Here is a 24,563-nt window from a genome sequence, read left to right on the forward strand (position 1 = left end):
CCATAGGGCACATCGACAGACGGTTATAATGCGATGCACGCGGCCACGGTTCAAGCCAAGCAAGGGAAAAAGACTTTGCGAAGACCTCATTCCCGCGGTGTTGGTCCGTGGAACCCATCGAGGACGTGCCCTCAAAGCAAGACAGACCCTCGCAGCCTGCGCATTTGCTGGTCCGACACTTGACCATCCTCTGCCCTTCCCCCATAGCGAGGGCAAAGTTTTCTTAGGACGGACGGACCAGTTCCATGGGTTTCAAATGCGGTATCGTCGGACTGCCGAATGTCGGCAAGTCCACACTCTTCAACGCGCTGACCAAGACGGCGGCTGCACAGGCGGCAAACTACCCGTTCTGCACGATCGAGCCGAACACCGGTGAAGTTGCAGTGCCGGATCCGCGCATGCAGAAGCTCGCCGCCATAGCCGGCTCCAAGGAGATCATCCCGACGCGCATTTCCTTCGTGGACATCGCCGGTCTGGTGCGCGGTGCCTCGAAGGGTGAAGGGCTCGGCAACAAGTTCCTCGCCAACATCCGCGAAGTTGACGCTGTGGTGCATGTTCTGCGTTGCTTCGAAGATGACGACATCACCCATGTAGAGGGCCGCATCAATCCGGTCGGAGACGCGGACACGATCGAGACCGAACTGATGCTCGCCGACCTCGAAAGCCTCGACCGCCGCGTCGAGCAGACCCGCAAGCGCGCGACCGGCAAGGACAAGGAATCCATCGCGCAGCTGCCAGTCATGGAAGCCGTGATCAAGCTCTTGAACGAGGGCAAGCCGGCCCGCCTCCTGCTGAAGACGCTGGCGCCGGAAGAGATCGACATTCTCAAGGGTCTCAACCTGCTGACTTCACATCCGGTTCTCTATGTCTGCAATGTCGCCGAAGCCGACGCCTCGACTGGCAATACCCATACGGAAGCCGTCGCCGCCATGGCCAAGGAACAGGGCGCCGAATGCGTTGTCATCTCCGCTGCGATCGAGTCCGAGGTAGCCCAGCTTCCGGAAGAGGAAGCCGCAGAATTCCTCTCCGCGCTTGGCCTCGAGGAAGCGGGTCTCGACCGTCTGATCCGCGCCGGCTACCACCTTCTCGACCTCATCACCTATTTCACCGTCGGCCCCAAGGAGACGCGTGCCTGGACCATCGTGCGCGGCACGAAGGCCCCGCAGGCCGCCGGCGTCATCCACACCGACTTCGAACGCGGCTTCATCCGCGCCTTCACCATCTCCTATGACGACTACATCGCCTACAAGGGTGAAGTCGGCGCCAAGGAAGCCGGCAAGGGTCGTGACGAAGGGAAGGAATATGTCGTCCAGGACGGCGATGTGATCCATTTCCGCTTCAATACCTGAAGCAGCCTTCTTGAGAGACGGCTTGCCTTGAACGGCAAAATCGAAATGATGCCCGTGCTGTCCGCCAGCGCGGGCATCGTCATATCTGCCGGGAGGAACCGCATGACAGAACCCCAGTTGACCTTCGAGGATTTCCCGCCCGGACGCCGCTTCGACTTCCAGCCACGCCACGTCACTACCGAGGAGATCGTGGCCTTTGCCCGGGAATTCGATCCTCAGCCGATGCACGTCGACGAGGCTGCCGGCAAGGCAAGCATACTCGGTGGTCTTTCCGCCTCAGGCTGGCACACCAGCGCCATGATGATGCGCATGCTCTGCGACAGTTACATCAACAGGACCGCCGCCGAGGGCTCGCCAGGCGTCGACAGGATGGAATGGAAACGTCCCGTCCTTGCCGGCGACACGCTCACCGGTCACTGTACGGTTCTCGAGGCCCGCCGGTCGCGTTCACGCCCGGAAATCGGGATTGCCACCTTCAGGGCGGAACTCTCCAACCAGCGCGGCGAAACAGTCGCGATATGCGACTATGCCAACATGATCCGCGTGGCCAACGTGGGAGGCGACGCCGATGCGCATGGCTGAACTCTATCCCGTTGGAGAGATACAATCCCTAGGCTCCCACCGCTTCGACTCCGAGGAGATCATCCGTTACGCCCGACAATTCGATCCGCAGCCATTCCATCTCGATGCGGAGGCGGCCAGGGATTCGCTCTTCGGCGGCCTCTGCGCGTCCGGATGGCACACCTGTGCCGGGTGGATGAAGTGCTTCACTGCCTTCTGGGCGCGTGAGGAGCAGCGGCTGGCGTCACAAGGCGTAACACCACCAAAGCTCGGCCCCTCCCCGGGCTTTTTGGATCTGCGCTGGCTGAAGCCGGTCTTCGCCGGTGATACGATCACCTATTCGGTGACCCTCACGGGTTCCCGCGCGCTTGCAAGCCGCCCCGGACGGCTGATCAACACGCTTTCCTGCGCCGGCGAGAACCAACACGGCGAACCGGTGATCCGCTTCACGAGCACCGTCCTCGAATTTGAATAGGAACGAGGTGCGGCTCCTCAGTGACCGTCGAAGGCGACCAGCGTACGCACCTCGACGCCGAGCGCCTCGAGCTTGGCCCGACCACCGAGTTCGGGCAGGTCGATGACGAAGCAGGCGGCCACGATATCCGCCCCCATCTGGCGCAGGAGCTTCGTGGCGGCTTCCGCCGTCCCGCCCGTGGCGATCAGGTCGTCGACCAGGATCACCTTTTCTCCGGGCTCCACCGCATCGCGGTGCATCTCCATCTCGTCGATGCCGTATTCCAGGCTGTAGGCGATCCGAACGGTCTCGTAGGGCAGTTTGCCCTTCTTGCGGATCGGCACGAAGCCAGTGGAAAGCTGATGAGCCATGGCCCCGCCGAGGATGAACCCGCGGGCCTCGATCCCGGCGACCTTCGCGACACCAGTGCCCGAATAGGGATGAACCAGTTCGTCGACGGCACGGCGGAAAGCCCGCGGGTTGCCGAGAAGGGTCGTGATGTCGCGAAACATCACGCCGGGCTTCGGATAATCCGGAATGGCGCGGATTGAGGCGACGAGTTCTTCCTGGAGGCTGGGCATGATTGATACCGAAATGTCGACGGGAAATTTGAACCGGTTATTGCAGGAGAGAGCCGAACACTCAAACAAAAAAGGCGGCCCGGGGCCGCCTTTTCGTCTGACCGGTGGATCGATCAGTGTTCCTTGTTGGCGTAGACCGACTTCTTCGTCAGGTAGATCAGGCCGGTGAAGATCACCAGGAAGACCATGACCATGAAGCCGGTGCGCTTGCGCGCTTCGAGATGAGGCTCGGCGGCCCACATGAGGAAGGCGGAAACGTCGTGCGCATACTGGTCGACAGTCTGCGGCGTGCCGTCGTCGTAAGTCACCTGGTCGTCGGACAGCGGCTTTGCCATGGCTAGCGCCGCGGCATTCGCGAAGTACGGGTTGTAGTGCGTACCCTCGGCCACTTCGGTTCCGGCCGGCGGCTCTTCATACCCGGTCAGGAGCGAGTAGATGTAGTCCGGCCCGCCTTCCTGGTACTGCGTGAAGATGTCGATGACGAACTGCGGGAAGCCGCGGGTGATGCCGCGTGCCTTCGCGATCAGCGAGAAGTCCGGCGGAGCCGCACCATTGTTGGCTGCCGCTGCTGCTTCCTTGTTCGGGAAGGGCGACGGGAAGTGGTCGGACGGAACAGCCTTGCGGTTGTACATCTCACCGTCGGAGTTCGGCCCGTCCTGTACTTCGTAGTTCGCGGCGAAGGCCTTCACCTGCGCTTCGGAGTATCCAAGGCCTTCCAGCGTGCGGAAGGCGACAAGGTTCATCGAGTGGCAGGCGGAACAGACTTCGGTGTACACCTTCAGACCGCGCTGCAGTTGGCCCTTGTCGTACTTGCCGAACGGCCCGGCGAAGGACCAGTCCTGTTCCCGCGGGTGATGGATCGGGTAGTGCGGCGTGGCGTGCTCTGCCCCGGCGCCGGCGGCGTGTTCGTCCTGTGCTGCCGCGGAAGAAAGTCCGAGACCGGCGACCACAGCGAGCGACAGAATGCTTGCAACAAGCTTTTTCATGATTTTCAGTTCCCTTTCGTCGCGCCGCGATCAGGCCTTGGCCAGCTTTGCGTTCTTCTGGTCCAGAACCGCTTCCGTGATCGAATTCGGAATACGCTTCGGGGTTTCGATCAGGCCGAGAACCGGCATGATGACGAGGAAGAAACCGAAGTAGTAGAGCGTGCCGAGCTGCGACATCAGGACGTAGATGCCTTCTGCGGGCTGTGCGCCGAGCCAGCCGAGCATGATGGCATTGGCGACGAAGACCCAGAAGAACAGCTTGTACCACGGGCGGTAGACGGCCGAACGTACCTTCGACGTATCGAGCCAGGGCAGGAAGAACAGCACGATGATCGCGCCGAACATCACCAGAACGCCGCCGAGCTTGGAGTCGATCGGGCCGATGTTGAAGGTGATTGCGCGCAGCATCGCGTAGAACGGCAGGTAGTACCATTCCGGAACGATGTGGGCCGGCGTCTTCAGCGGGTCAGCCGGAATGTAGTTGTCCGGGTGGCCGAGATAGTTCGGCATGTAGAAGATGAACCAGGCGAATGCGATCAGGAAGACCGAAACACCGAACGCGTCCTTGAGCGTCGCATAAGGCGTGAACGCGACCGTATCGGTCTTCGACTTCACTTCGACGCCGGTCGGGTTGGTCTGGCCGACGACATGGAGTGCCCAGATGTGCAGGATCACAACGCCTGCGATCATGAAGGGCAGCAGATAGTGCAGCGAGAAGAAGCGGTTGAGCGTCGGCTGGTCAACCGCGAAGCCACCGAGCAGGAACTGCTGGACCCATTCGCCGACGAGCGGGAATGCCGAGAAGAAGCCGGTGATAACGGTCGCACCCCAGAAGGACATCTGACCCCAGGGCAGAACGTAGCCCATGAAGCCCGTCGCCATCATCAGGAGGTAGATCACGCAGCCGAGAATCCAGAGGATTTCGCGCGGCGCCTTGTAGGATCCGTAGTAGAGGCCGCGGGCAATGTGCAGGTACACCGCGATGAAGAAGAAGGATGCGCCGTTTGCGTGCATGTAGCGCAGCAGCCAGCCGTGATTGACGTCGCGCATGATCTTCTCGACCGAGTTGAAGGCGACGGCGGTATCGGCGGCATAGTGCATCGCGAGCACGACGCCGGTCAGAATCTGCGCGATCAGCATGACCGACAGCATGGCGCCGAAGGTGTATGCGTAGTTCAGGTTGCGCGGAACCGGATAGGAGACGAAGCTGTCATGGATCATGCGCGGCAGCGGCAGCCGCGAATCGACCCACTTCTCAATTCCCGTCGACGGTTGGTAGGTTGAATGATCAGCACTCATTATCAGTATTCCCCTCAACCGATCTTGATGACTGTGTCGGAAACGAACGAAAATGTCGGTACGGCGAGGTTCTGCGGCGCCGGGCCTTTGCGGATGCGGCCAGCGGTATCGTAGTGAGAACCATGACAGGGACAGAACCATCCGCCGAAGTCGCCGGCCTGGCCCAGCGGCACACAGCCGAGATGGGTACAGGAGCCGATCATGACGATCCAGTTTTCCTTGCCTTCGCCTGCAGAGCGGTCGAGGTCGGTCGCTTCCGCGTCGGCGGGAATATTGGCGTTACGCGCGACCGGGTCCTTGAGCTCGCCGAGCGGCACAGCCTTGGCTTCCTCGACTTCCTTGTCGGTACGGTTGCGGATGAACACCGGCTTGCCGCGCCACTTGGCCGTCAGGGACATGCCTGGCTCGAGGCTGGAGACATCAACTTCGATCGAAGCGAGCGCCAGCGTCGAGGCGTCCGGACGCATCTGGTCGATGAAGGGCCACGCGACGGCAGCAGCGCCAACGACGCCGGCCATGCCCGTGGTCAGGTAAAGGAAATCTCGGCGAGTGGGCTCGCCCAGGGATTCGCTTGATGTCTCGTGTTCGCTCACGGCTAAACCATCCTCTCACGCAAAGTCTGCGGAAACCGCATCGCCCCCTTGGAAACCGGCAAAATCTGGACACAATACGGCCACAGATTCCCCGCCAATCGGGCGCGTTCTATGCTTGATCGCAAATTATGTCCAGTCTTGGCAAGGGGATGTGGGCACAATGTCGCGGGAAAACCGCACACCCTGAATCCGCTCGGCAACACCCCGATCACCCGGGAACTGAAGATATCAGCGAAACGGAACGCAACCGTGCATTCCGATCGCGCGATCACCCTACTCCGCAGCCTCATCGCGACCGAGAAACCCGCCCGATTGACGCGCCCAGAGGTCGGCATAAAGCCCCCTCCTCGCGACGAGTTCGTTGTGGGTCCCCTCCTCCACGATCCGCCCCCTGTCCATGACCACGAGCCGGTCGAGAGCGGCGATGGTCGAAAGCCGGTGCGCGATCGCAAGTACGGTCTTGCCGTGCATGAGACGTTCGAGGTTCGACTGGATCGCGGCCTCGACCTCCGAATCGAGAGCGGACGTCGCTTCATCGAGCACAAGGATGGGCGCGTCCTTCAGCATCACGCGGGCGATGGCGATCCGCTGGCGTTGCCCGCCGGATAGCTTGACGCCCCTTTCACCGACATGCGCGTCGAATCCCTTCCGCCCGCGCTGGTCCTCCAGCCTCTCGATGAAGTCGAGGGCCTCCGCCTTGCGCGCGGCCTCGATCATCTCTGCCTCGCCGGCATCGGCCTTGCCGAAAAGGATGTTGTCGCGGATCGAGCGATGGAGCAGCGAGGTGTCCTGGCTCACCATTCCGATGCTGGCCCGCAGCGATTCCTGCGTGACCTTGGAAATATCGTGGCCGTCGACCAGGATCCGCCCGCCCTCGAGGTCGTAGAAGCGCAGCAGGAGATTGACGAGCGTCGACTTGCCGGCTCCCGAGCGCCCGACGATGCCGACCTTCTCGCCCGGACGAATGACGAGGCTGAGGTTCTCCATCACGCCCGACTCACGGCCGTAGTGGAAGCGCACGTTTTCGAAACGGATTTCCGGCCGCGCGATGACCAGCGCCTTGGCATCGGCACAGTCGACCAGTCCGATGGGCTGCGAAATCAGTTCGGCCGAATTCTGGATCGTGCCGATATTGCGCATGATCCCGTTCAGTTGCGTCATCAGGCGGGCGAGCAGGAAGTTGAGCCGGAGCACAAGCGCCATGGTGAAGGCCACGGCACCGGAACTGATCGCCTGCGCAAGCCAAAGGTGGACACACAGCACCGCCATGCTGACGATCATGATCCCGGAAAGGAGTGCCATGGAGGCCCGCACGCCCGTCAGGAACCGGGTGAACCCGAGGATCGTGGTCTGGAAGATATTGAAGCCGTCACGAATGTAGCGGTCGTTGACGTCGTCACGTCCGAAGAGCTTCAGCGTCTGGATGTTCGAATAGGCGTCCACCATGCGGCCGTTCAGCATCGACGCCGCCTCGGCCGACGCCTTCGAATGCATGCGGATCCGCGGGACGAAGTAGCGGGCAAGGAGCGAGAACACGACGAGCCACGTACAAACGATGGCCGCAAGGCCGAGATCGAGCCGGCCGATCAAGACCAGCGTGGAGGCCGCATAAATGCCGACGAACCAGATACTCTCCATGAACGAAGTGATCACGTCGCCGGTCGCCTGCCCCGCAGACCACACCTTCGTGACGATCCGTCCGGAGAAGTCGTTCTGGAAGAAGGAAAGCGACTGGCGCGCCACGTGGGAATAGGACTGCCATCGCACGAGATTGTAGAAGCCGGGCGTGATGATCTGCTGGTCGACCAGCGCGATCAGGAAGGTCACGACGAAACGCACGAAGCCGATCAGCACGAGCATGCTCAGCAACTCGCCGCCGTGTGCATCGAACAACCCCGACCAGCCCTCCGATGGCTGCACCGTGGCGAGCATATCTACAAGGCGTCCGACGAACCAGAACGTGGCCGCCTCGATGGCTGCCGTCAGGCCGCCGAGTATGAGCATCGCAACGAAAGGGGCTTTCGCCTGCCGGACATAGAACCAGATGAAGGCGAGAAGACCGGGTGGCGGCTGCAGGTCATCCTGGCGCGCGAACGGCCTGATCCAATTCTCGAAATAAGAAAAGAGCGCGCGCAGAGCCATGCTCGAACATATAGGCTGATTCCGGAGGGCAGCAAATTAAAGTTCGGAAAGGTTGGTCTGCGGCGACCTTCGGCGATGCCATGCGACAAACAGAAAATGATGAGGGACCATTTGATGAGAATCGCTTACGAAGCAAGGACTTAGCTTTCCAGCAGATTTGCAGGTCAGTAAAAACCCGGCGATCGCCCTTGCAAATCAGGTCGTTTTTAGAATAGAGCGCCGCTGTCGCAAGGAACTGCGAAGGATTTCCTCCCATCCACTGCCGGTTTCCTGCGAGCCTTCAACCTGGCGCCGCCGGACTTGTCCTCCCCTATGTCCGGCATTCCTCTCCCAGGGCAGCAGCCCGATTACGCGCCATCACACTAAGGTCAGTAAACTTGGTAGCACTCCCGAACAATTCCTCGAAGGCGGACATTGCCGCCGGGTCGGGCACCACTGCGAGCTATCGCTTTGCCCTGGTCGCCTTGACGTCCCTCTTCTTCATGTGGGGCTTCATCACCTGCCTCAACGACATTCTCGTGCCGCATCTGAAGAACGTCTTCTCGCTGAATTATACCCAGTCGATGCTGATACAGTTCTGCTTCTTCGGCGCCTATTTTCTGGTGTCACTGCCGGCGGGAGCGATCGTCCGCCGCATCAGCTACAAGGGCGGCATCGTTCTTGGGCTTGTGATCGCGGCCATCGGCTGCTCCCTCTTCGTGCCAGCCGCGACCTACCGCGCCTACCCGCTTTTCCTGGGAGCACTCTTCGTGCTCGCGAGCGGCATCACGCTGCTGCAGGTTGCGGCCAACCCCTATGTCACCGTCCTCGGCCCGCCCGACACGGCCGCAAGCCGCCTGACCATGACCCAGGCATTCAACGCGCTCGGCACGACGCTTGCACCGATGTTCGGCGCCTTGCTGATCCTCGGCGCGACGGCGGCCGCCGTCGCAGACATAAGCCTGGCACAGGCTGACGCTCTGAAGGCCGCCGAAGCCGCGGCCGTCAAGGCGCCCTATCTTGGCCTTGCAGCCGCATTCCTGCTGCTGGCAGCTCTGTTTGCCATTCTGAAGCTGCCGCAGGTTTCCGACTATGATGAAGTGGCGCCGATCACCGAGAGCGGCTCTGCCTGGAGCCATCGCCACCTGGTCCTCGGTGCCGTTGGCATCTTCCTCTACGTCGGCGCCGAAGTCAGCATCGGAAGCTTCCTAGTGAACTTCCTCGGCGAGCCCGGTATCGCCGGCATGCCGGAAGCAGACGCCGCCCACTACGTCGCCTACTTCTGGGGCGGCGCGATGCTCGGCCGCTTCATCGGTTCTGCGGCGATGCGCTACATCGACGGCGGCAAGGCACTCGCCTTCAATGCCGTTGCGGCCATGCTGCTGCTTCTCGTCACGGTCTTCACCTCTGGCAACGTGGCCATGTGGGCGGTTCTGGCGATCGGTCTCTTCAACTCGATCATGTTCCCGACGATCTTCTCTCTGGCGCTCTACGGTCTCGGGCGATTTACCAGCCAGGGCTCGGGCATCCTGTGCCTGGCGATCGTCGGCGGCGCGCTGCTGCCTGTGGTGCAGGGCGCACTGGCGGATGCCGTCGGCATTCAGCACGCCTTCCTCATGCCGGTGTTGTGCTACGCCTATATCGCCTTCTACGGCCTGAAGGGTCACCGGCCGACCTGAGGCCCGTTGACCGGCAGGCCGCGCAAACCGGCCCTGAACATGAGAACGGCGCGCTTCCGCAGGAAAGCGCGCCGTTATCATTTTCGCTCAGCCTTCCCGCCGGGGCGGAAAGGCGTCGGCATCCGTCATTCCGCTGCCGCCTCGGACTTCTCGTCGTCGGCGATGAAGCCTCCGGACTGCCGGTTCCACAGGTCGGCATAGATGCCACCGCGCGCCACGAGCTCGCCATGGCTGCCCGTCTCGTGGATGTGTCCCTTTTCCAGGACGACAAGCCGGTCCATCTCCGTCAGCGTCGACAGGCGGTGGGCGATCGCGATCACCGTCTTGCCCTCCATCAGCGCGAAGAGGTTCTCCTGGATCGCGGCCTCGACCTCGCTGTCGAGTGCCGAGGTCGCCTCGTCCAGCACGAGGATCGGCGCATCCTTGAGGAAGACGCGGGCGATCGCAACGCGCTGGCGCTGGCCGCCGGAGAGCTTCACGCCGCGCTCTCCGACCTGAGCGTCGAGACCCTTGCGACCCTGCAGGTCCACGAGGTTCTCGATGAAGTCCCAGGCATTCGCGCGCTTCGCCGCCTCGATGATCTCCGCATCCGTCGCGTCCGGCTTGCCATAGGCGATGTTGTCGCGGATCGAGCGATGAAGCAGGGAAGTGTCCTGCGTGACGACGCCGATCTTGGCGCGCAGGCTATCCTGCGTCACCTTGGCGATGTCCTGGCCGTCGATGGTGATGCGGCCGGCCTCCAGATCGTAGAAGCGCAGGAGCACGTTCATCATCGTGGTCTTGCCAGCGCCCGAGCGGCCAACGAGGCCGATCTTCTCGCCCGCCCTGATCGAGAGCGACAGGTCCTCTATCACGCCCTTGTTCTTGCCGTAGTGGAACCGCACGTGCTCGAAAGCGATCGCCCCCTTGCGGGCAGAAAGCGCAACGGCTTCGGGAGCATCGACGATGTCATGCGCCTTGGTCAGCATGCCCATGCCGTCATAGACGGTGCCGATGTTCTCGAACAGCGCGGACACTTCCCACATGATCCACTGGGACATGCCGTTGATGCGCATGGCAAGCCCGATCGAAATTGCAATCGCACCCACGGAAATCGAGCCGTTCAGCCAGAACCAGATCGACAGCGCCGATATTGCAAAGAGCGCCACGCAATTGTTGAGGTAGACGAGCACATGGAATGTAGTGACCTTGCGCATCTGGCGATGGACGGTCTCCAGAAACTCGTCCATGCCGCTCCGCGCGTAGCTCTCCTCGCGGCCGGCATGCGAAAACAGCTTCACTGTCGCGATGTTGGTGTAGCTGTCGACGATCCGCCCGGTCATCATCGACCGCGCGTCCGCCTGTTCCGAGGATATCTTGCGCAGCTTCGGCACGAAGTAGCTGACGATTGAAACATAGACGACGATCCAGACCAGCAGCGGCGTCACCAGACGCAGGTCCGCCGTCGCGACGACCGCGATCATCGACACGAAATAGGTGACGACGTAGACGAAGACATCGAGAATCTTCATCACGGTGTCGCGCACGGCAAGAGAGGTCTGCATCACCTTCGTCGCGACCCGCCCCGCGAATTCGTTCGCGAAGAAGGTCATACTTTGCCGGATGAGGTAGCGGTGCATCTGCCAGCGCGCGATCATCGGATAGTTGCCGAGCAAGACCTGATGCATGATCACCGAATCGAGCGCCACGACCAGCGGCAGGCCGACGAGCACGATCGCCCCCATCCAGAACAGGCGAGTACCCTCCTGTGCCAGGAATGTCGTCTTGTCTGCGGCAGAAAGCCAGTCGACGATATTGCCGAGGAACCGGAACAGCATCACTTCGCCAACGGCGATCAGCGCCGTGAGGATGGCCATGGCGACAAGCCAGGGCGCTGCAGGCTTTGTGTAGTGCCAGCAGTAGGCAAACAGTCCCTTCGGCGGCAGCGTCGGCTCTTCCGCCGGATAGGGATTCAGTTGTCTCTCGAACCAGCCGAACATTGGCTATCTCCGTATGTGTCAGCCGGGCCGCGACGGGCGCTGCGTGAACGCGCGAAGGTCGCAAGGTCCCGGCGGGGGTGCCGCGCATCGAAAGCGGATGTCACGCGGCAAAACTGAAAGAGGAAGTTACTGGGTGAAAGGGCGTACGAACGCCTATGCGAGCCGGAAACTGATCCAGGCAGGAAGGCGCATTCGATACCGTGTGTCCATCGGAAGCCTCCCCTCGTCTCGCGTTGCAGATGAGAACCTGTTACTCTGAATGGCTGCATTTTTCCAGCGTCTTTTGTCTGACGGGGGCAATCCCGGCCCCGTGTTGCCGGATCAGCACAGCCGTTGCGACAAGGTCTCCGACACTCCTCCGGTCTTTTCTGTTTTTAAGCATGCCGCCTTGCGCTATTGGGGATGCATGCCCGACCTTCGCATTGCCCTTTACCAGCCCGACATCGCCGGCAACACCGGAACCATGCTGCGGTTCGCCGCCTGCCTCGGCATCGGCGTGGACGTCATCGAACCGGCAGGGTTCGACCTTTCCGATCGGAACCTCAAGCGCGCCGGCATGGATTATCTCGCAACCGTCGCTCTTACCCGCCATGTCAGCTGGACGCATTTCCAGGCCTGGCGGGCGGAGAGCGGACGCCGGCTCGTACTGGCGTCTACCAAGGCGGCGGTTCGCTACACCGACTTCGCCTACCGGCCGAACGACATCCTGCTCTTCGGCAGGGAAAGCGCCGGCGTGCCTGATGACGTGCACGCGCTCGCCGATGGCCGCGTGCTCATTCCGATGGTGGAAGGTCAGCGCTCGATCAACGTCGCGCTTTCGGCCGCAATGATCGCGGGGGAAGCCTTGCGGCAGACGGGCTTTGCCTGAATCACCGGCCCTCCCCCTCTCACAGTGGTGCGCGTGCGTACGCACCATCCTGGCTTCAGGCCGCGCGTTCGTCATAGACGGAATCCTTCCGCGCGGCCCTCAACGTGTCTGCCCACCAGCGAAGCCGTTCGAGCATGATGAACAGAGGACCGTTTAACTGTCCCGGACGCATGGGATTGCCGGTGGAATCGAAAAGCGCCCAGGCGTGGGCGAGGCTGACGGTGTCGCGTATCGTGACGGCGTGAAGTTCGGCGAAGACCTGTCGCAACTGCTCCACCGCACGCAATCCCCCCGATATGCCACCGTAGGACACGAAGCCGACCGGCTTTGCCTGCCACTGCTTGGACACACTATCGATGATCGCCTTCAATGGCGCCGGATAGCCGTGGTTGTATTCCGGCGTGACGACCAGGAAAGCGTCGGCACGGCCGACGCGGTCCGCGATGATCTCCTGCGACGCGGGATCGGGACCGGCGGCGGAGAACTGAAGCTGCGCCGGATCGATCGTGACGATTTCGAGGCCCTTCAAGGCTGAAAGCTCCGACAGAACCCAATTCGCGACGGTGTCGCAGAAGCGCCCTTCCCGCGCGCTTCCATAGATCAGGGCCAGCCTCAGTGTCTTGTTCATGGGTAGTCGCTCCGTGTTCTCGTTGTCGGGAGCACATGCTATAAAACCTCAACATTAGTTGAGGTCAACAGTACCATGACAGCAATCGATCACGAGCGGCCTTCGCGCGAATTGAGCGTAGGTGAAGTCGCGGAACGCAGCGGCGTCGCCGTCTCGACCCTCCATTTCTACGAGGCGAAGGGTCTCATTCGCAGCAATCGCAACCGCGGCAATCAACGGCGCTATCCGCGATCGGTCCTGCGAAGGGTGGCTGTCATAAAGGTGGCGCAGAAGACCGGAATACCGCTCGCCGAGATCGGGGACGCGCTGAAGATCCTGCCGCACGATCGTCCGTTGACGGCCGACGACTGGCGCAAGCTTTCTGAACGATGGCACCGTGAACTGGACGATCGCATCGCCCGCCTGACCGCGCTCCGAGACCAACTGACCGGCTGCATCGGCTGCGGCTGTCTTTCGATGCAGGACTGTCCGCTGCGCAACCCCTGGGACGAGCTTTCAAGGGAAGGTGCGGGCCGAGACTGCTCGAGCCCTGAGGGCGAAGGCCTATTGCAGGCGGCTCGCCAAAAGCTTGTCGACACGGCGTCCGTCCATGTCGACGACCTCGAAGCGCCAGCCCTGGGTCTCCGCGATCTCTCCGACCCTCGGAAGCCGCTGAAGGGCCTCGATGACCAGACCCGCCGCGGTCTGATAGGCGCGGCGCGGCGGAAGTTGAAGACCGAGCCGCTCGGCCATCTCGTCGATCGGCATGGATCCGGAAATCAGCCAGGAACCATCCTCTCGCTGAACGGCGTAGTCGTCTTCGCCTTCCTCGATATCGGACCGGAAGACGCCGGCAATGGCTTCAAGCACGTCCGCGGGCGTCACCACGCCTTCGAAGTGGCCGTACTCGTCGTGGACGAGCACCATCGGCACCTCGGCATTGCGAAGCGACTCGAGCACCCGCATGGCATCCATCGAATCGGGCACGATCGGTGCGTGGCGAACGAAGGAGCGGATATCGATGGGCTGGTCCGTCAGAAGCGCCGGGAACAATTCGCGCTTCTGCACGATACCGACGATCGTCTCCGGCCCGCCGTCGGCTACCGGCAGACGGGAGTGCGGGCTTTCGGAAAGCTGGGCGCGAATATCCTCGGGACTGTCGGTCAGATCGATCCAGTCGACGTCGTTGCGGGGCGTCATGAGGCCGCGCGCCGCCCGGTCGCTGAACCGCATGACGCCGGCGATCATGAGCTTCTCACCGCCTTCGATGACGCCAGCAGCTTCCGCCTCGGCAACGATCGTCTTGATTTCCTCGTCCGTCACGGCGCTCTCGGGCATCTGATCCTGGCCGAGGACCCGGAAGATAAGCCGCGCGGACGCATCGAGAAGCCAGACGGCCGGTGCACCTATCTTGGAAAGGATGTTCATCGGAGGGGCAACGAGGCAGGCAAATCGCTCGGGATTACGAAGCGCCACCTGCTTGGGCACCAGTTCGCCGATGACGACCGAAAGATAGGTAATCAGCGAGATGACGATGCCGTAGCCGAGCGGATCGGCGAGCCAGTCGGGAACGCCCTCAGCAAACAGAATATCTCTCAGACGGCCGCCGAGCGCGGCACCGGAAAAGGCACCGGCGAGAACGCCGACCAGCGTGATGCCGATCTGTACCGTGGAGAGAAAGCGCCCGGGGCTTTCGGCAAGGCGGAGCGCGGCCGATGCGCCAGCGACATGTTGAGCCGCCAGTGTCTTGAGGCGGGCCTTGCGGGAGGAAACGATGGAAAGTTCCGAAAGTGCAAAAACACCATTCAGAAGAATGAGGAAGACAGCAATTGCAAGTTCTAGCAAGCGCGACAAGCCGTGCGTGGGAACTGCAACGGCGCCTTTCTGTTGTTTTCGATGCCCGCAAGATAAGGGGACGTACTCTGCGCGTCAATGATCTGTGGCCGCACTAACCGAAATTCGGTTGTATCAATCGGCGCTTGGCAGCCTGCGCATGGTGAACTCGATCTGGTCTCCATCGAGCTGGCGCCAGCTTTCCACCTCGGTCCAGTAGGCGGCTTTTGGCCAAGTGTCGAACCATTCACGCGCCTTGATGCGCGCCGCAGCGCGGTCGAGCTGGAAGGTTTCCCGGATGAAATGGCCGGTGCCGCTCGCAGGCTTTTCCTGTCTGCGCCGGTGTATCTGTCGCCGAAGCCCCTCGAGGGGCGGACCTGGAATACGCGCCATGCACTCATTCTCCTGGGTCTCTACCGTGAAGATAGGATGCCTCGGAGCTTTTGGCCAGCCCCGCGGGCGTTGGTGTCGTCACGGCAAGAAGGCCATTCCAAAGGTTGCCAAAAGGCGCGAAACTATGAAGTGTGGCGAAAATGCGATTCGGCGCCAATTCGGTTGCCGAAAGGACAATACCCCAGGATAGCGCCATGGAACGACCCGACCTGCCGAAAGGCCTCCCCGTCGATATCGAGGAGAAGAAAGGGCGCGCGCGCGCCTGGTTCGAGGACCTGCGCGACCGGCTGTGCGCCGCATTCGAGGCGCTGGAAGACGAGGTGACGGGACCGCTCCGCGACCGCGAACCCGGACGCTTCGTCGCCAAGGACTGGCAGCGGGAGGGAGGTGAAGGCGGCGGCGGACGGATGTCCATGATGGAAGGACGCGTCTTCGAGAAGGTCGGGATCCACACATCGACCGTCTTTGGCGAATTCTCCGAGGAGTTCCGCTCCCAGATACCGGGAGCCGCCGAGGATCCGCGCTTCTGGGCGTCCGGCATCTCGCTCATCGCCCATCCGGTCAATCCGAACGTTCCGACCGTGCACATGAACACCCGCATGGTGGTGACCACCAGCCACTGGTTTGGCGGAGGCGCCGACCTTACCCCGGTTCTGGATCGCCGCCGCGTCATGAGCGATCCGGACACGGCCCTCTTTCACCGCGCCATGGAGATCACCTGCAACCGCCACGCGGTGGCCGATCACCCGAAGTTCAAGGCCTGGTGCGACGAGTACTTCTTCCTGAAGCACCGCAACGAGCCGCGCGGGACCGGCGGCATCTTCTACGACTGGCTGCACTCCTCCGACGACCTGGGAGGATGGGACGCCGACTTCGCATTCACGCAGGACGTCGGCAGGGCCTTCGCATTGGTCTATCCGAAGATCGTGCGGAGCAACTTCAACAATGGATGGACCGAGGAGGACCGAGACGAACAGCTCGTGCGGCGCGGTCGCTATGTGGAGTTCAACCTTCTCTACGACCGTGGCACGATTTTCGGCCTGAAGACCGGCGGAAACGTCGAATCGATTCTCTCGTCCCTGCCACCGGTGGTCCGCTGGCCCTGAGCCAGTCGTTCAAACGTGATCACGTCCGCATGATCGGCCGGCAATCCGCGCAGCACCGCGACCGCTTTCATGGTACACTGCGATGGCATGATTCCATCGGGAGGAGGCTATCATGACAAGTGCGACACACATCTCGGCAGCGCCGAATGTAGCCGGCGCCGGCGAAATCCTTCAACGCCCTCTGCCACAGCCACCGGCACCCGAGATTCGGGATGAAGGATCGAAACTGAAGCCATCCGGCCATACCACCAGCGAACAGTTCCAGACTTCGGCCTGCTTCAACGCATGGGCGGTCCCTGAGGACGATCCCAAGCCTGCCGGCGAGTCCCGTTAGACGGAGCGTCCGGAACCTATGCGCCGCCCGTCCGTTCATCGGCAAGGCGGCGCAGTGCACGTTTCCCGAGGGAAGAATGCCCCACAAACACCGTCGCCGAAGTCATAACGATCTCCAGCCACGTACCGAGCACATACGACAGGAGGAAAATCATGAGACTTTTCGAATGCGGTTCACTCGTTCCAGGCTGCAACTGGCACACCCGTGCCGACAATGATGCCGAAGTCGTGCGTCGTGTCGTGGAACACATGCGCAGCGCTCACGGCGAAACGGTCATTCGTGAGAACATGATCGATAACATCAAGATGCGCATCGTGGACGACACGAAGGCCGCCTGACAAGCCCGCCTCACCTCGTGCTCAAGGCGCGTTGCGGATTTCCTGCAGCCGGGCGAGTAGGCTTTCCCGGCCCTCTTTGAAATTGCCGTCCACCCAGTGTTCCTCGAGCTTTGCAAGCCATTCTCCGACCTGCGGGCCGGGCGTTGCACCTGCCGCCAGCACGTCCGCCCCATTGAGCGGGAATGATGGCTTCTGCCATTGCTGCGCCCGCTTCAACAGCCGCTGGTAGGCTCCCGCGGAGGCAAGCGCCTCTGCATCGCCCTCGGCCTTGCCGCGTGCCTGCGCCAGCGCAAGGCGAAGGCGGGTAACAAGGCCCTGCGGTCCATGGCGGTAGAGCATCCGGTCGAAGACGAGGTCGGCCGTCTTTGCCAGAACCTCGGGTGCAGCAGCCCATTGATCGAAGAATTTCTCCTCGTTGCGCGACATCTTGAGCCGGGCCGACATCTGCTTGATCCGCTCCCGGTCCGGCGGCACGATCGCGGCGAGCCTCAGAAGCGGGTCAGGAGCCCAGTCGAAAGCTCCTTCCGTCGCGACCAGCGCAGGAACGGCGTCGATCCCCCATTTTTCCGTCTCGGGCAAGACCTGCGTCAGGACCCCGGACTGGCGCATCCACAGAAGAGCGCGCCCGGGATCGCGCGCTGCCAGAAGCTTGCGCAATTCGGACCACACACGCTCGGCAGACAGCGTTGCCAGCTTCTCCTTCGCCCGGGCGCAGGCCTTCAGCCCCTCTGCATCCGGACGCCCCGCACCGTAGTGGGCGAAGAAACGGAAGAAGCGCAGGATGCGAAGATAGTCCTCGGCGATACGCTTCGATGCATCGCCGATGAACCGCACTGTCCGTGTTTCTATGTCTGCAAGGCCATCCACCAGATCGATGATCGTCCCGTCCTGGCGGGCATAGAGCGCGTTGATCGTCAGGTCGCGGCGCTCCGCATCGGTCTGCCAATCCGTGCCGAAAGCGACCTCGGCGCGCCTGCCGTCCGTCGCGACGTCGCGACGCAGCGTCGTCACCTCGAAAGGCTTGCCATCGATGACCAGCGTGACGGTGCCATGGTCGATGCCGGTCGGCACGGCCTTGATCCCCGCGCGTTCCGCCCGTGCGACGACCTCCGTCGGAACAAGCGTCGTGGCGATGTCGATGTCGCTGACCGGCAGTCCCATGAGACTGTTTCGGACCGCACCGCCGGCAACGCGGCCCTCGCCGCCGTCTGTGTTCAGCAGTTCCATCACCCGCTTCAGGGGTTTTTCGGAAAACCACGGTTCGTGGGCGACGGAGTTCATGCGTAAAGCCTTTCATAAATCACTCGGACGATCCCGGCGGTGATGCCCCAGATGTTGCGGCCGTCATAGGGCATCCGGTAGTAGTGCCGCTCCCCGCCCATCCACACGCCGCTTCCCTGCTCGTGGTTCCTCGGATCCATGAGGAACGAGAGCGGCACGTCGAAGACGAAATCGACCTCGGTGGGATTCGGCACGAGTTCGAAGCCGGGCTGCACCACCGCGAGGACAGGTGTGATCGAAAAGCCGGAGAGCGCCTTGTAGTGTGGCAGGCGCGCAACCGGTTCGACAAAGCGGCGATCGAGGCTGATTTCCTCCTCCGCCTCGCGCAGTGCGGCAGTCTCCGGGTCCGGATCGGTCTCGTCGATCGCGCCTCCCGGAAAGGCGACCTGGCCGGAATGCTTGCGCAACGTCGAGGTTCGCTGGGTAAAGATCACCCGGGCGTCGTCCCCGTCGTCGATGACCGGCACCAGAACCGCGGCATCCTTCAGCTTCATGCCTTCGAGATGGGGAATGGTGGCGGGATTCAACAGGGAATCTCCGTGATCGCGCCAGGACCCATCCGCCAGATGCGCCGACTGCAACAGCGCACGACGCCGGAACTCATCCGCGCTGTAGGGAGAAGGCATACTCATCGGGAAAGTGCGTCCAGTTCCGCGGCAGGCATGATCGGAAAGACCACCCCTCCCGATCGCACCGAAAACATCGCCGCGCCCTCGACCTCGGTCACTTCTCCGAGCGCCACCAGTTCATACATGACGGCTCTGGAAATCAGCGCCTCCAGGCGGCCGCGGACGGAAATATAGGGCTTCAACTCCTTGTGTTCGCCGGCGATGACGAAACGCAGCGGATGCTCCGCACCGGCCTCGACAACATCGCCGACATTGGTCCGGAAGGTGAGCGTCTGCCCCTCGCCCTCGCCGCTCGCATCGACCTCGACGGCGACGAAAGGGGCATCGACGACGCGGATGCCGACTTTTTCCACAGGTGTTACGAGATAGGTCTTTCCATCCTCGTCCTTGCGAAGGACGGTCGAAAAGAGGCGCACAAGTGGCGCGCGGCCGATCGGGGTTCCGAGGTAGAACCACGTACCGTCGGCTCGTATTTCCATGTCGATGTCGCCGCAAAACGGCGGATTCCAGCGCTCGACCGGCGGCAGCGAGCGGCTTTCACCGCCAGTTTGGGCCGCCGCGCGCGAAATCAATGCGGCAAGTCCGGCCGCGTCAGCGCTCGCGTGAATTTCACCCTTTGCCATTGTTCCGTCCCGGTTGGCCCCTATTTCAATCAAAACAAGGGATAGGCGCGTCTGCTTTCACGAGATAGTCATTTCCCTTCGGCTTGTCAGCCGCAGGCGAGCTTATAAGCTCAATATCGGATGGGTGGAACCGCACTCGACGCGATTCGCCCCGCAATCGCACCGGTCATGGAGACGTTAATGGGCGTTACGAAAACACCGGAAACTGGGCTTGATGAAAAGGCGATCGTCGCCGCTGCGGAAAGCGCCCTGGCCGACATAGCGAGGGTCAAAGTCGAAATCGGAAAGGTCATCTTCGGTCAGGAAAGCGTCGTCGAGCAGACCATGCTTGCCATGCTTTCCGGTGGCCATGCCCTTCTGGTCGGCGTACCTGGGCTCGCCAAGACGAAGCTCGTTGCCACGCTAGGCACCGTGCTCGGCCTTGCCTCCAGCCGCATCCAGTTCACCCCCGACCTCATGCCGTCAGACATTCTGGGCTCCGAGGTCATGGACCAGGACGAGAACGGCAAGCGGTCCTTCCGCTTCGTGCCGGGCCCGATCTTCGCCCAGCTTCTCATGGCCGACGAAATCAACCGTGCGTCGCCGCGCACCCAGTCCGCGCTGCTCCAGGCGATGCAGGAGTACCACGTCACCGTCGCGGGCCAGCGCAACGACCTGCCCAAGCCCTTCCACGTTCTGGCAACGCAGAACCCCCTGGAGCAGGAAGGAACCTACCCGCTCCCGGAGGCGCAGCTCGACCGTTTCCTGCTGCAGGTCGACGTTCATTATCCGGAGCTCGCCGCGGAGCGGCAGATCCTGCTCGAGACCACGGGCATCGCCGAGGCGCAGGCAAGCGAGGCGATTTCGTCCGCAAGGCTGCAGCAGATCCAGACGCTCATCCGCCAGATGCCGGTCAGTGAACGCGTGCTCGATGCGATCCTGTCGCTCGTGCGCTCCGCCCGCCCCGGCAATGGCAACAGTTCCACCGACAAGCATGTCGCCTGGGGCCCGGGCCCGCGCGCCGGCCAGGCGATGATGCTCTGCGCCCGTGCCCGCGCACTCTATGAGGGGCGGCTTGCGCCGTCGGTCGACGACGTGCTCGCCCTAGCCGAGCCGGTGCTGCAGCACCGCATGGCGCTGACCTTCGCTGCACGTGCGGAGGGCATGTCGGTCCGCGACGTCATCGCTTCGCTGGTCAAGCAGGCAGGTGGCTGAGCGGGGCTGGCGCGATGGCTTCCATTGGGCAGATTGTCGAACCGACCCCGGCGAGCGCGACATTGTCGCGAGCGCAGGCCCGCGCGAGCCTCATCCCTGACTGCATGGTGGAGGCCAAGCGTCTCGCCAACACGGTGATCGCCGGCTGGCACGGCAGGCGCAAGCGCGGCATCGGCGAGAACTTCTGGCAGTTCCGCCCCTATGTCGACGGAGAAAGCCTTTCCCGCATCGATTGGCGCCGCTCGGCCCGTGATGACCACACCTATGTGCGCGACAGGGAGTGGGAGGCTGCCCACACGGTCTGGATCTGGGCCGACCTGTCGCCCTCCATGATGTACAAGTCGACCTATGGTTCTGTTTCCAAGGAAAGCCGGGCGCTGGTCCTGATGCTGGCGCTCGCCGAAATTCTCGCACGATCCGGCGAAAGGATAGGCTGCCCCGGCGTGATGGAACCGATCGCCGCCCGCAACGCCGCGGAAAGGCTCGCCACCGCACTGATGCATCGCCACACCACCGCCGGCCTTCCCGACACGGGCATGATCCGCGGCAACAGCGACATCGTGTTGATCGGCGACTTCCTCGATCCGGTCGAGGAGGTGATGGCTCGTCTGTCGCCGCTCGCCCGACGCGGGCTGAGGGGTCACGTCGTCGAGATTGCGGATCCGGCGGAAGAGCTTTTTCCCTATGCCGGCCGTACTGAATTCACTGATCCGGAAACGGGCATGAAGTTGACGGCCGGGCGCGCCGAGACATTGAAGGACGACTACACCCGCGCCTACAATGCCAGACGGGCGGGTCTTGCTGACAACCTCCGGCATCTTGGCTGGAGCTTCGTCGCGCACCGCACAGATCACCTCGCCTCCGAGGCGCTCGTTTCCGTCCATATGTACCTCTCGGGCATGCCCGCGATGAAGACGGAGGGCAGACTGCGATGACGGGCTTTGCCTTCGCCTTCCCGGCGGCCCTTGCTGCGCTCGTGCTCCTGCCTGCCATTTGGTGGTTGTTGCGGCTGACGCCGCCTAAGCCGCTCAAGGAGGCGTTCCCGCCGTTTGCCATCCTCGCCTCGATCATGAAGCGCGAGGAAACACCGGCGCAAAGCCCCTGGTGGCTCACGCTGCTGCGTATGCTGATGGCGGCGGCCGTCATCTTCGCCATTGCCGATCCCGTCTTCAATCCCCGCACCAATACCCTCGCCGGCGGCGGGCCTCTCGCACTGGTGATCGATAACAGCTGGGCGACGGCCACCGACTGGCAGCGACGCGTGGACACGGCCGGGGCGCTCATCGATGATGCCGCCGCGCGCGACCTCCCCGTTTCGATCGTATTTACCGCCGACCGGCAGAACGATGCGGTTCCAACCGACGCGGCGACGGCACGCACGCGTCTTGCCGCTGCCTCGCCCCGGCCCCTCCCCGCCGTCCGTCCGGAGGCCACGGCGGCGCTGACGACCGCGCTGAACGGCACGGCTCCCGGCACGATCGCCTTCCTCTCCGACGGGATCGCCCGCGACGAGACCGACAAGACGGTTGCGGATCTGCAGTCGCTCTCGCCTGCAGAATTCCACCTGATCGAGGGAGATGGCCTGCCCACGGTCGCCATTACCGGCGCCAGCAATGAGGCGGAGGCTCTCTCGGTGACCGTCAGCCGTCTGCTGACCGGCGACGCGCGCACGCTCGGGCTGACCGCACACGATGCGAAGGGCCGGCCGATCGCCACCGGTAGTGTCGCCTTCGGAGCCGGCGATGCCGTAGCAACCGGTGGCATCGCCGCCCCCTTCGAGCTTCGCAACGACTTCGCGCGTGTCACCGTCGACAACATCGCCAATGCCGGCGCATCCTATCTGCTCGACGACGGCTTTCGCCGGCGCCGCGTCGCGTTCCTCAGCGGCGAGACAACGGATATCGCCCAGCCGCTGCTATCGCCGCTGCACTACATCAACCGGGCGCTCGCTCCCTATGCGGACCTCATCGAGCCGGGCGTCGCCGATCTTTCCGTCGCGATCCCGGAACTTCTCGCCCAGAAGCCGTCCGTCCTGATCATGGCCGATATCGGCAGGCTCCCGGAGAACGCCTATGATCCCATTCGCAAATGGATCGAGGCGGGCGGAATGCTCATCCGTTTCGCGGGCCCCCGCCTTGCCGCAGCCCCCGCCGACGACCCGCTTGTCCCCGTGATCCTTCGCAAGGGTGAACGCGCGCTCGGCGGAGCGCTCTCCTGGTCCGAGCCCCAGCCACTCGCGGACTATCCCTCGACGAGCCCCTTCTTCGGCATGCGGAAGCCGCAGGACATCCTCGTGAAGCGGCAGGTGCTGGCGGAACCGACGCCGGACCTTGTGGAACGGACCTGGGCGAGCCTTGCAGACGGCACTCCGCTGGTGACCACCAGCGCGCTCGGCGCCGGCCGCATCATTCTCTTCCACGTCAGCGCCGAGACCGGCTGGTCGAACCTGCCCCTCTCAGGCGACTTCGTGGAGATGCTCCGTCGCAGCGTCCAGCTCTCCCACGGCGGCGGCGTGAACGCCAAGGCGGAAGCGAAGGCGCAGGGCCTGCCGCCCTACCGCCTGCTCACCGCCGTCGGCACGCTTTCGGCGGACACCGGCGAGGCCAAGCCGCTCGAGGCCGGGAAGTCTCCAGCGCCCGCCACCTTTGACAACCCGCCCGGGCTCTATGGGTCAGAGGACGGCTATGTGGCCCACAATCTCTTTCCGCCGGGCTACCGGATCCAGCCGCTCGAAGTCTCCGCCGGGTCATCGGTGATCCGGCAGCCGCTGATCGGCAAGGCGGCATGGTCGATGAAGCCGTCTCTTTTCGCGCTTGCCGCGGCGCTGTTGCTCGTGGATTGCGCGGTCGTCCTCCTGATGGGTGGCGCATTTGCCGCCGTCCGTGGCGCCAATACCCGTGGTGCCAAATCTCGCGGCGCTGTGGCCGGAGCACTTCTGTTCGTCGCGGCCACGGCCCTTGCCATTCATCCCGGTGATGCCCGTGCAGACGACAGCAAGCCCGGGGACGAAACCCTGATGTCGCACCTCGACACGACCCATCTTGCCTATGTGGTGACCGGGGAGCCAGATGTGGACGGCATTTCGGAACGCGGCCTTGCCGGACTGACGGACTTTCTGACCTACCGCACGACCCTCGAACCCGGTGCGCCCGTAGGCCTCGACATCGCGCGCGACGAGCTTTCCGTCTATCCCATCATCTACTGGCCCGTCAGCGCCAACGCCGACATGCCATCCGCCGCGGCGATCAGCCGTATCGACGCCTATATGCGCAATGGCGGCACGGTGCTCTTCGATACGCGCGACCAGTTCGCCTCCCTCGGGGAGAATGGCGACACCAGCCCGAACACGCAGCGGCTCCAGGCCATCCTCGCCAATCTGGACATTCCGCCCCTGGAGCCAGTTCCGGCCGACCACGTCCTGACCAAGTCCTTTTATCTGCTGTCGAACTTCCCGGGGCGCTATTCCGGCAGCCCCCTCTGGATCGAGGCGGAACTCGACCGCAAGGAAGATCCCTCGCGCCCGGCACGCGCCGGCGACGGAGTTTCGCCCATCATGATCACGGGTAACGATTTCGCCGGTGCCTGGGCCATTGACGAGAATGGAATGGCTCTGCTGCCGACGGTTCCGCCCGATGAGGTGCAGCGCGACCACGCGTTCCGCTCCGGCGTCAACATCATGATGTACATGCTGACGGGCAACTACAAGGCGGACCAGGTGCACGTGCCCGCCCTTCTCGAGCGACTGGGGCAGTGAC

The 24,563-nt window shown here is 62.9% G+C and carries 23 protein-coding genes and 1 pseudogene; 12 read left to right on the forward strand and 12 right to left on the reverse strand.

Annotated features, from left to right (window positions below; genetic code table 11):
* The first annotated feature begins 245 nt into the window (after window positions 1-245).
* From ychF to F3Y30_RS18425, 3 genes are all read left to right on the forward strand, one after another.
* Window positions 246-1,349 carry a redox-regulated ATPase YchF gene (gene ychF, locus F3Y30_RS18415; protein ID WP_203424133.1) on the forward strand — a complete coding sequence of 368 codons (1,104 nt, stop codon included), beginning with the start codon at window positions 246-248 and terminating at the stop codon, window positions 1,347-1,349.
* A gap of 102 nt (window positions 1,350-1,451) precedes the next feature.
* Window positions 1,452-1,931, forward strand: coding sequence for a MaoC family dehydratase (locus tag F3Y30_RS18420; RefSeq protein ID WP_203424134.1), 480 nt, complete (start codon window positions 1,452-1,454; stop codon window positions 1,929-1,931).
* Complete coding sequence (locus F3Y30_RS18425) at window positions 1,918-2,385, forward strand: MaoC family dehydratase (protein WP_203424135.1); 468 nt, start codon at window positions 1,918-1,920, stop codon at window positions 2,383-2,385. Before F3Y30_RS18420 ends, F3Y30_RS18425 begins: the two co-directional genes overlap by 14 nt.
* A gap of 17 nt (window positions 2,386-2,402) precedes the next feature.
* Here the strand turns inward: F3Y30_RS18425 and F3Y30_RS18430 are convergent, their stop codons facing one another.
* The 5 genes from F3Y30_RS18430 to F3Y30_RS18450 all read right to left on the reverse strand — a co-directional run bounded on the left by F3Y30_RS18430 (window position 2,403) and on the right by F3Y30_RS18450 (window position 7,965).
* On the reverse strand, window positions 2,403-2,945 hold the full coding sequence (locus F3Y30_RS18430) for an adenine phosphoribosyltransferase (RefSeq protein WP_203424136.1): 543 nt from the start codon (window positions 2,943-2,945) through the stop codon (window positions 2,403-2,405).
* Between the two features lie 113 nt (window positions 2,946-3,058).
* The gene (locus F3Y30_RS18435; RefSeq protein WP_203424137.1) at window positions 3,059-3,931 is read right to left on the reverse strand and encodes a cytochrome c1; all 873 of its coding nucleotides are present in this window, start codon (window positions 3,929-3,931) and stop codon (window positions 3,059-3,061) included.
* Window positions 3,932-3,961: 30 nt separating this feature from the next.
* Window positions 3,962-5,230: a cytochrome b N-terminal domain-containing protein gene (locus F3Y30_RS18440; protein WP_203424138.1), complete on the reverse strand. Its 1,269-nt coding sequence runs from the start codon at window positions 5,228-5,230 to the stop codon at window positions 3,962-3,964.
* A 14-nt stretch (window positions 5,231-5,244) separates the two neighbouring features.
* Window positions 5,245-5,823 carry a ubiquinol-cytochrome c reductase iron-sulfur subunit gene (gene petA, locus F3Y30_RS18445; protein WP_203424139.1) on the reverse strand — a complete coding sequence of 193 codons (579 nt, stop codon included), beginning with the start codon at window positions 5,821-5,823 and terminating at the stop codon, window positions 5,245-5,247.
* Between the two features lie 273 nt (window positions 5,824-6,096).
* The gene (locus F3Y30_RS18450; RefSeq protein WP_203424140.1) at window positions 6,097-7,965 is read right to left on the reverse strand and encodes an ABC transporter ATP-binding protein; all 1,869 of its coding nucleotides are present in this window, start codon (window positions 7,963-7,965) and stop codon (window positions 6,097-6,099) included.
* A gap of 413 nt (window positions 7,966-8,378) precedes the next feature.
* Between F3Y30_RS18450 and F3Y30_RS18455 the strand changes: the two genes are divergently transcribed.
* Window positions 8,379-9,623: a sugar MFS transporter gene (locus F3Y30_RS18455; RefSeq protein WP_246752995.1), complete on the forward strand. Its 1,245-nt coding sequence runs from the start codon at window positions 8,379-8,381 to the stop codon at window positions 9,621-9,623.
* Window positions 9,624-9,748: 125 nt separating this feature from the next.
* Here F3Y30_RS18455 and F3Y30_RS18460 read toward each other — a convergent pair whose 3' ends face one another.
* The gene (locus F3Y30_RS18460) at window positions 9,749-11,602 is read right to left on the reverse strand and encodes an ABC transporter ATP-binding protein (protein ID WP_203424141.1); all 1,854 of its coding nucleotides are present in this window, start codon (window positions 11,600-11,602) and stop codon (window positions 9,749-9,751) included.
* 406 nt (window positions 11,603-12,008) lie between these two features.
* Between F3Y30_RS18460 and F3Y30_RS18465 the strand changes: the two genes are divergently transcribed.
* Complete coding sequence (locus tag F3Y30_RS18465; RefSeq protein ID WP_203424142.1) at window positions 12,009-12,470, forward strand: tRNA (cytidine(34)-2'-O)-methyltransferase; 462 nt, start codon at window positions 12,009-12,011, stop codon at window positions 12,468-12,470.
* A gap of 55 nt (window positions 12,471-12,525) precedes the next feature.
* On the opposite strand, the gene F3Y30_RS18470 is transcribed toward F3Y30_RS18465, so the two are convergent.
* On the reverse strand, window positions 12,526-13,098 hold the full coding sequence (locus F3Y30_RS18470) for an NAD(P)H-dependent oxidoreductase (RefSeq protein ID WP_203424143.1): 573 nt from the start codon (window positions 13,096-13,098) through the stop codon (window positions 12,526-12,528).
* 84 nt (window positions 13,099-13,182) lie between these two features.
* On the opposite strand from F3Y30_RS18470, the pseudogene soxR reads away from it, so the two are divergent.
* Window positions 13,183-13,605, forward strand: a pseudogene (soxR, locus tag F3Y30_RS18475) (redox-sensitive transcriptional activator SoxR); the annotation flags it as partial.
* Between the two features lie 36 nt (window positions 13,606-13,641).
* Here soxR and F3Y30_RS18480 read toward each other — a convergent pair.
* Together F3Y30_RS18480 and F3Y30_RS18485 are read right to left on the reverse strand one after the other, a co-directional pair.
* On the reverse strand, window positions 13,642-14,922 hold the full coding sequence (locus F3Y30_RS18480) for a hemolysin family protein (protein WP_203424144.1): 1,281 nt from the start codon (window positions 14,920-14,922) through the stop codon (window positions 13,642-13,644).
* A 123-nt stretch (window positions 14,923-15,045) separates the two neighbouring features.
* Window positions 15,046-15,303, reverse strand: a complete 258-nt coding sequence (locus F3Y30_RS18485; RefSeq protein ID WP_203424145.1) for a hypothetical protein — start codon at window positions 15,301-15,303, stop codon at window positions 15,046-15,048.
* A gap of 194 nt (window positions 15,304-15,497) precedes the next feature.
* On the opposite strand from F3Y30_RS18485, the gene hemF reads away from it, so the two are divergent.
* The 3 genes from hemF to F3Y30_RS18500 all read left to right on the forward strand — a co-directional run bounded on the left by hemF (window position 15,498) and on the right by F3Y30_RS18500 (window position 17,081).
* On the forward strand, window positions 15,498-16,409 hold the full coding sequence (hemF, locus tag F3Y30_RS18490; RefSeq protein WP_203424146.1) for an oxygen-dependent coproporphyrinogen oxidase: 912 nt from the start codon (window positions 15,498-15,500) through the stop codon (window positions 16,407-16,409).
* 112 nt (window positions 16,410-16,521) lie between these two features.
* Entirely contained in the window at window positions 16,522-16,743 is a 222-nt protein-coding gene (locus F3Y30_RS18495; RefSeq protein WP_203424147.1) for a hypothetical protein, read from the forward strand.
* Window positions 16,744-16,895: 152 nt separating this feature from the next.
* On the forward strand, window positions 16,896-17,081 hold the full coding sequence (locus tag F3Y30_RS18500) for a DUF1059 domain-containing protein (protein ID WP_203424148.1): 186 nt from the start codon (window positions 16,896-16,898) through the stop codon (window positions 17,079-17,081).
* Window positions 17,082-17,102: 21 nt separating this feature from the next.
* Here the strand turns inward: F3Y30_RS18500 and F3Y30_RS18505 are convergent, their stop codons facing one another.
* The 3 genes from F3Y30_RS18505 to F3Y30_RS18515 are packed head-to-tail and all read right to left on the reverse strand — an operon-like array spanning window position 17,103 to window position 19,614.
* Entirely contained in the window at window positions 17,103-18,362 is a 1,260-nt protein-coding gene (locus F3Y30_RS18505) for a CCA tRNA nucleotidyltransferase (protein WP_203424149.1), read from the reverse strand.
* Window positions 18,359-18,988, reverse strand: coding sequence for a CoA pyrophosphatase (locus F3Y30_RS18510; protein ID WP_203426678.1), 630 nt, complete (start codon window positions 18,986-18,988; stop codon window positions 18,359-18,361). The genes F3Y30_RS18505 and F3Y30_RS18510 overlap by 4 nt, the downstream gene beginning before the upstream one ends.
* A 2-nt stretch (window positions 18,989-18,990) precedes the next feature.
* On the reverse strand, window positions 18,991-19,614 hold the full coding sequence (locus F3Y30_RS18515) for a DUF1285 domain-containing protein (protein WP_203424150.1): 624 nt from the start codon (window positions 19,612-19,614) through the stop codon (window positions 18,991-18,993).
* Between the two features lie 180 nt (window positions 19,615-19,794).
* Between F3Y30_RS18515 and F3Y30_RS18520 the strand changes: the two genes are divergently transcribed.
* From F3Y30_RS18520 to F3Y30_RS18530, 3 genes are read left to right on the forward strand one after another with little or no spacing between them, the layout of a single operon-like run.
* Entirely contained in the window at window positions 19,795-20,808 is a 1,014-nt protein-coding gene (locus tag F3Y30_RS18520) for a MoxR family ATPase (protein WP_203424151.1), read from the forward strand.
* A gap of 14 nt (window positions 20,809-20,822) precedes the next feature.
* On the forward strand, window positions 20,823-21,743 hold the full coding sequence (locus F3Y30_RS18525) for a DUF58 domain-containing protein (protein WP_203424152.1): 921 nt from the start codon (window positions 20,823-20,825) through the stop codon (window positions 21,741-21,743).
* Window positions 21,740-24,562, forward strand: coding sequence for a DUF4159 domain-containing protein (locus F3Y30_RS18530; RefSeq protein WP_203424153.1), 2,823 nt, complete (start codon window positions 21,740-21,742; stop codon window positions 24,560-24,562). Before F3Y30_RS18525 ends, F3Y30_RS18530 begins: the two co-directional genes overlap by 4 nt.
* The last annotated feature ends 1 nt before the right edge of the window (window position 24,563 follow it).

This window comes from Sinorhizobium sp. BG8 (assembly GCF_016864555.1).
Lineage (GTDB): Bacteria > Pseudomonadota > Alphaproteobacteria > Rhizobiales > Rhizobiaceae > BG8.

Coding starts and splice junctions, on each gene's coding strand:
- F3Y30_RS18470 (WP_203424143.1), bottom strand. CDS start 13,098: ATGAACAAGACACTGAGGCTGGCCCTGATCTATGGAAGCGCGCGGGAA.
- F3Y30_RS18485 (WP_203424145.1), bottom strand. CDS start 15,303: ATGGCGCGTATTCCAGGTCCGCCCCTCGAGGGGCTTCGGCGACAGATA.
- F3Y30_RS18500 (WP_203424148.1), top strand. CDS start 16,896: ATGAGACTTTTCGAATGCGGTTCACTCGTTCCAGGCTGCAACTGGCAC.
- ychF (WP_203424133.1), top strand. CDS start 246: ATGGGTTTCAAATGCGGTATCGTCGGACTGCCGAATGTCGGCAAGTCC.
- F3Y30_RS18450 (WP_203424140.1), bottom strand. CDS start 7,965: ATGGCTCTGCGCGCGCTCTTTTCTTATTTCGAGAATTGGATCAGGCCG.
- F3Y30_RS18495 (WP_203424147.1), top strand. CDS start 16,522: ATGACAAGTGCGACACACATCTCGGCAGCGCCGAATGTAGCCGGCGCC.
- F3Y30_RS18525 (WP_203424152.1), top strand. CDS start 20,823: ATGGCTTCCATTGGGCAGATTGTCGAACCGACCCCGGCGAGCGCGACA.
- F3Y30_RS18425 (WP_203424135.1), top strand. CDS start 1,918: ATGCGCATGGCTGAACTCTATCCCGTTGGAGAGATACAATCCCTAGGC.
- F3Y30_RS18420 (WP_203424134.1), top strand. CDS start 1,452: ATGACAGAACCCCAGTTGACCTTCGAGGATTTCCCGCCCGGACGCCGC.
- F3Y30_RS18510 (WP_203426678.1), bottom strand. CDS start 18,988: ATGCCTTCTCCCTACAGCGCGGATGAGTTCCGGCGTCGTGCGCTGTTG.
- F3Y30_RS18465 (WP_203424142.1), top strand. CDS start 12,009: ATGCCCGACCTTCGCATTGCCCTTTACCAGCCCGACATCGCCGGCAAC.
- F3Y30_RS18440 (WP_203424138.1), bottom strand. CDS start 5,230: ATGAGTGCTGATCATTCAACCTACCAACCGTCGACGGGAATTGAGAAG.
- F3Y30_RS18520 (WP_203424151.1), top strand. CDS start 19,795: ATGGGCGTTACGAAAACACCGGAAACTGGGCTTGATGAAAAGGCGATC.
- F3Y30_RS18530 (WP_203424153.1), top strand. CDS start 21,740: ATGACGGGCTTTGCCTTCGCCTTCCCGGCGGCCCTTGCTGCGCTCGTG.
- hemF (WP_203424146.1), top strand. CDS start 15,498: ATGGAACGACCCGACCTGCCGAAAGGCCTCCCCGTCGATATCGAGGAG.
- F3Y30_RS18505 (WP_203424149.1), bottom strand. CDS start 18,362: ATGAACTCCGTCGCCCACGAACCGTGGTTTTCCGAAAAACCCCTGAAG.
- F3Y30_RS18435 (WP_203424137.1), bottom strand. CDS start 3,931: ATGAAAAAGCTTGTTGCAAGCATTCTGTCGCTCGCTGTGGTCGCCGGT.
- F3Y30_RS18430 (WP_203424136.1), bottom strand. CDS start 2,945: ATGCCCAGCCTCCAGGAAGAACTCGTCGCCTCAATCCGCGCCATTCCG.
- F3Y30_RS18460 (WP_203424141.1), bottom strand. CDS start 11,602: ATGTTCGGCTGGTTCGAGAGACAACTGAATCCCTATCCGGCGGAAGAG.
- F3Y30_RS18515 (WP_203424150.1), bottom strand. CDS start 19,614: ATGGCAAAGGGTGAAATTCACGCGAGCGCTGACGCGGCCGGACTTGCC.